General features: G+C 40.4%; 4 protein-coding genes and 1 pseudogene. 1 reads left to right on the forward strand and 4 read right to left on the reverse strand.

Translation table 11 applies throughout. From position 1 onward, the window contains the following. The first annotated feature begins 66 nt into the window (after positions 1 to 66). The gene (locus IQ228_RS21755) at positions 67 to 900 is read left to right on the forward strand and encodes an SWIM zinc finger family protein (protein WP_193964416.1); all 834 of its coding nucleotides are present in this window, start codon (positions 67 to 69) and stop codon (positions 898 to 900) included. A 105-nt stretch (positions 901 to 1,005) separates the two neighbouring features. On the opposite strand, the gene IQ228_RS21760 is transcribed toward IQ228_RS21755, so the two are convergent. The 4 genes and pseudogenes from IQ228_RS21760 to IQ228_RS21775 form a co-directional block, all read right to left on the reverse strand. Next, complete coding sequence (locus IQ228_RS21760; RefSeq protein ID WP_193964418.1) at positions 1,006 to 1,629, reverse strand: Uma2 family endonuclease; 624 nt, start codon at positions 1,627 to 1,629, stop codon at positions 1,006 to 1,008. 176 nt (positions 1,630 to 1,805) lie between these two features. Beyond that, positions 1,806 to 2,786, reverse strand: a complete 981-nt coding sequence (locus IQ228_RS21765; RefSeq protein ID WP_027402429.1) for a hypothetical protein — start codon at positions 2,784 to 2,786, stop codon at positions 1,806 to 1,808. Between the two features lie 192 nt (positions 2,787 to 2,978). Then, a complete protein-coding gene (gene psbC, locus IQ228_RS21770; protein ID WP_027402430.1) occupies positions 2,979 to 4,361 on the reverse strand; it encodes a photosystem II reaction center protein CP43 in 1,383 nt (460 codons plus the stop codon). Continuing rightward, a pseudogene (locus IQ228_RS21775) lies at positions 4,345 to 4,514 on the reverse strand (photosystem II D2 protein (photosystem q(a) protein)); the annotation flags it as partial. The gene psbC and the pseudogene IQ228_RS21775, both read right to left, overlap by 17 nt.

Below are 4,514 nucleotides of genomic sequence, written 5' to 3' on the forward strand. Positions count from 1 at the left end.
ACCCTAACCCTCCCCAAAGCATCGGGGAGGGAACTGGATTATGACACCACAAAAAGATCAAAGATTATGAGTAACGAAACCTTACAAGCAAGTCGGGAATGGTGGTCACAAAGATGGTTAGATCTACTAGATTCTTACCGATTTAAAAAGCGATTAGAACGGGCAAGAAATTATTCTCGACAAGGAAATGTTCTCAGTATTAAATTTAAAGCTGCGAAAGTATTAGCGAGGGTACAAGGTAGTGAAGCAGAACCTTATAAGGTTTCTTTATCTCTTGATGCTTTTAGTGATGAAGAATGGGGTTATGTGGTGGAAACTATGTCCCAAAAGGCGATTTTTGCGGCTAAGTTATTAGCGGGAGAAATGCCACAAAATATTGAAGAAGTTTTTATCAGTAATGGTTTATCCTTGTTTCCCTTTACTCTTACTGATGTTCACAGTAAATGTTCTTGTCCTGATAAAGCCGTTCCTTGTAAACATATAGGTGCAGTATATTATCAATTAGGCGATCGCTTTAGTGAAGACCCTTTTGTATTATTTCAACTACGTGGACGCACCAAAGAGCAAATTATCAGCGACTTACGCCAATTACGCAGGACTAAAAATGTCGACACAATTCAGGAAACATCGGCAATTCAACCAGAAGTTTCTGGAAATAAATATCCCGTTAGAATAGATGATTTTTGGCAATATAATCAGCCGTTAGAATCGTCTTTAGTAGTAATTTCACCTGCGGTTAGTGAAACAGTATTAGATGTATTAGGGACAATTCCCTTAGCGAAAGATGAAGAAAATCCAACTAATTCTCCTGCTGGTGAATTGGTGATGAAATATTTAAAATCCCTTTATCAAGATGTCAGTCAAAAAGCTTTTTTAGCAGCGATGAATGTAGGGGGATGAATATTTTTAAGAGTAAGCCACAAAATAAATGATTTGTTTTGTCATGCCTCTGGCACGCTGCGCGAACAGAAGACATTGGGCATTTCTTTTTGTGGAGTTCTCTAATTATTTTTGATGCACCCATTTCCTAACAGCTTTTCTAATTGCCCTTCTACCATTTACCCGATTTTGCTCAATTATTTTTGGTAAATCCCGAATTTCTAAACTAGGAAATACTAAACTTTTCTGTGATTCCAGATATTCCCCAGCTTGCAAAAGATAGATTTTCAACTCACCAGAATCATAACACCAAATTTCAGGAACTCCCAAACGAGCATAAATAGGAAAACGGTCTAAAGACTTACTCGTAACATCAATTTCTAAAGCTAAGTCAGGAGGTGGATCTTTTTGCAAATCTAAATCTAATCTACCTCTAACTAATGGTTCATTTTGAAAATAAAAGCAATTATCTGCCTCTATTCCTGCCATTTTGCGTTCTTTTTTCCAGGTAGTTGAACCTAAACTTTCATAGTCTAAATCCAACTCTTCAGCGATATCTTTAACTGCATCACTAATTACTTCTTTATATTGTTCGTGTTCTGGTAAAGGGGTCATAATTTCCAAATTTCCATCATTATAAGCCACCCTAGCAGCCCGATTTTCTCCCAAATCTTGGAGAAGACTTTCAAACTGTTGCCAACTGATGTTATGAAGTATGACTCTATCAGCGCGATATTTGGTGATGGTCATTTGTATATCTAAGAATAAAATACAAGTTAATTTAATTATAGCAACTGGTAGAGAGGAAAGTTAAAACTAGGATTTACGCAAATGTGATACTAAATATTTTTTGTAGGGTGAGTCAGACTCGATAACTCAGTAATAATGAATATATTTTCAACATCTGACACACCCTAAATTGTCAATTAGAATTGGTAAGAAATACCAAGAGAAAAAACAGGATAAACACTTAACCAATTCAGATCGCTTTCTTGTTTTTTCCTTTCTGCTTCGATGTTACTATTAATTTCCGCTTTTAAAGCCTCCGTTGCATCTGGACCAAACCCAGGTGTTAATGATACCATTGGGGAGCCAGCAAACATCACACCTAAATTTGCCGAAAATCCCAGATGTTTACCAGGCTTCACAGCATTACCCCAACCCAGTCCAATATATGGTGCGACACTATTGGGAAAGGAAGCTTTAGATTTCAATGATGTAAGCACAGTTGTGCTGTTATAGTCTTTGTCATTGATCCTAATGGTCACACCATTCTTGGGTTTCCCAGTTCCTTCCAAATTATTATCTTGAAATACCAAACCTCCGGTCAAATGAAAACCACCATTTTTCCAAGGTAGGTAGTCAATTAAGGTAGACACATTAAATAGGTTGAGGTTAGCTTTATAATCAACATCGGACAAGCTAATATCTCTACTTATACCTAAGCCATTAATGCCTAATTTAGCATTGACATTAGGTGTTATGGACTTAGTGACTGTTGCACCAACACCTAGTGTACTAATTTCAGGAGTAATTGCCCAACCGCTAGTTTTTACAGGAGTTTCGCTTGCTTCTTCGGTAGGTTTAGATTCTTCTGGCTGTGGTTTTGATGGAGTAGAACGCTCAGTACAGAGGGAATTTAAAGGATAACTTTTGCAAAATATATCTAAATCCAGTGGTCTTTTTGCCAGTAAATCACCAGCACTATAACTGAAAGTTCCTGGTTGAGGATGAGTTTCAGTTTTTTCAGGAGTGATTGATTTGGCAATAACTTCATTTGTAACTGCTGGCTGAGTAATTGATTCTGCAACAACTTCCTCAGCAATAACTACTTGATTAATTGATGCCCCCATTACCAAACCAGCAGTAACTGTTAATACAGACGTGCTGAACTTTAGCTTATTCATTACTTGACCTTTACTAAGATTTATTTGTTACATTGTATATTAGCAGCAATGTACAAAATTTATTTTAAATTTTTACTCTTACTTAACACAGCTTAATGTGTGAACTTACACAGAAAAATACAAAAAAAGCCCTTGCGGTTAGGCAAGAGCTATCAAAAGCATTATATTGTCAGTAATTAAGCCTAGAAAAACCTAGTCAAGGTCAGGCATAAACATTGCTGGTTCTGTTTCACGGTTAATACCCTTCTCAAAACCACCAGCAGCAGCCCGGGCGCGACCTGCGTGCCATAAGTGACCAATCAGGAAGAAGAATCCTAAAACGAAGTGTGAAGTCGCCAACCAAGCGCGAGGAGACACATAGTTGAAGGAGTTAATTTCCGTAGCCACACCACCCACAGAGTTCAAAGAACCCAAAGGCGCGTGGGTCATGTATTCAGCAGCGCGACGAGCTTGCCAAGGCTGAATATCATTCTTGATTTTTTCCAAATCAAGACCGTTAGGTCCACGAAGAGGCTCTAACCAAGGACCACGAAAATCCCAGAAGCGCATGGTTTCACCACCGAAGATGATTTCACCAGATGGAGAGCGCATCAAGTATTTACCTAGACCGGTAGGACCTTGGGCAGAACCGACGTTAGCACCCAAACGTTGGTCACGAATCAAGAAGGTTAAAGCTTGAGCTTGAGAAGCTTCAGGACCAGTAGGACCGTAAAATTCGCTAGGGTAAACGGTGTTGTTAAACCACACCATAACGCAAGCGATGAACCCCATTAAGGAGAGCGCACCTAAGCTATAGGATAGATAAGCTTCACCAGACCAAATGGAGGCACGACGTGACCAAGCAAAAGGCTTGGTGAAGATGTGCCAAATACCACCGGCAATACAAGTTAAACCAATCCAAATGTGACCGCCGATAACATCTTCCATGTTATCAACGCTAATAATCCAGCCTTCGCCACCGAAGGGAGCTTTAATTAGATAACCGAAGATGATTGCAGGGTTGAGTGTGGGATTAGTAATCACACGCACATCACCACCACCTGGAGCCCATGTATCATAAACTCCACCGAAGAACATAGCCTTCAGCACCAATAACAACGCACCGCATCCCAGGATGATCAGGTGGAAGCCGATGATATTGGTCATCTTGTTCTTGTCTTTCCAGTCATAACCAAAGAAGGCAGAATATTCTTCTAAGGTTTCAGGACCACGAACGGCATGATAAATACCGCCAAAGCCTAGAACTGCGGAGGAAATCAGGTGAAGTACACCGACAACGAAGTAGGGGAATGTATCAAAAACTTCACCACCTGGACCAACGCCCCAACCCAGTGTGGCGAGGTGAGGAAGCAGAATCAAGCCTTGTTCGTACATAGGCTTTTCTGGGATGAAGTGAGAGACTTCAAACAAAGTCATTGCTCCGGCCCAGAAGACGATTAAACCAGCATGGGCAACGTGAGCGCCAAGTAGTTTACCAGACAAATTGATTAAACGGGCGTTGCCGGACCACCAAGCGAAGCCGCTTGATTCTTGGTCGCGTCCACCACTAATAACTCTATTAGAGAGCGTTACCACGTGGAAGTACCTCCTCTGGGAATACGAACTGTTCGTGGGGTTGATCTTGAGGAGCCATCCAAGCGCGGATACCCTCATTCAACAAAATATTTTTGGTATAGAAAGTTTCAAACTCTGGGTCTTCTGCTGCCCGTAATTCTTGGGAAACGAAGT

It is taken from the genome of Dolichospermum sp. LEGE 00246 (genome assembly GCF_015207865.1).
GTDB lineage: Bacteria > Cyanobacteriota > Cyanobacteriia > Cyanobacteriales > Nostocaceae > Dolichospermum > Dolichospermum heterosporum.

Excerpts from the sequence above, each read along its gene's own strand:
- IQ228_RS21760 (WP_193964418.1), bottom strand. The coding sequence starts at position 1,629 with ATGACCATCACCAAATATCGCGCTGATAGAGTCATACTTCATAACATC.
- IQ228_RS21755 (WP_193964416.1), top strand. The coding sequence starts at position 67 with ATGAGTAACGAAACCTTACAAGCAAGTCGGGAATGGTGGTCACAAAGA.
- IQ228_RS21765 (WP_027402429.1), bottom strand. The coding sequence starts at position 2,786 with ATGAATAAGCTAAAGTTCAGCACGTCTGTATTAACAGTTACTGCTGGT.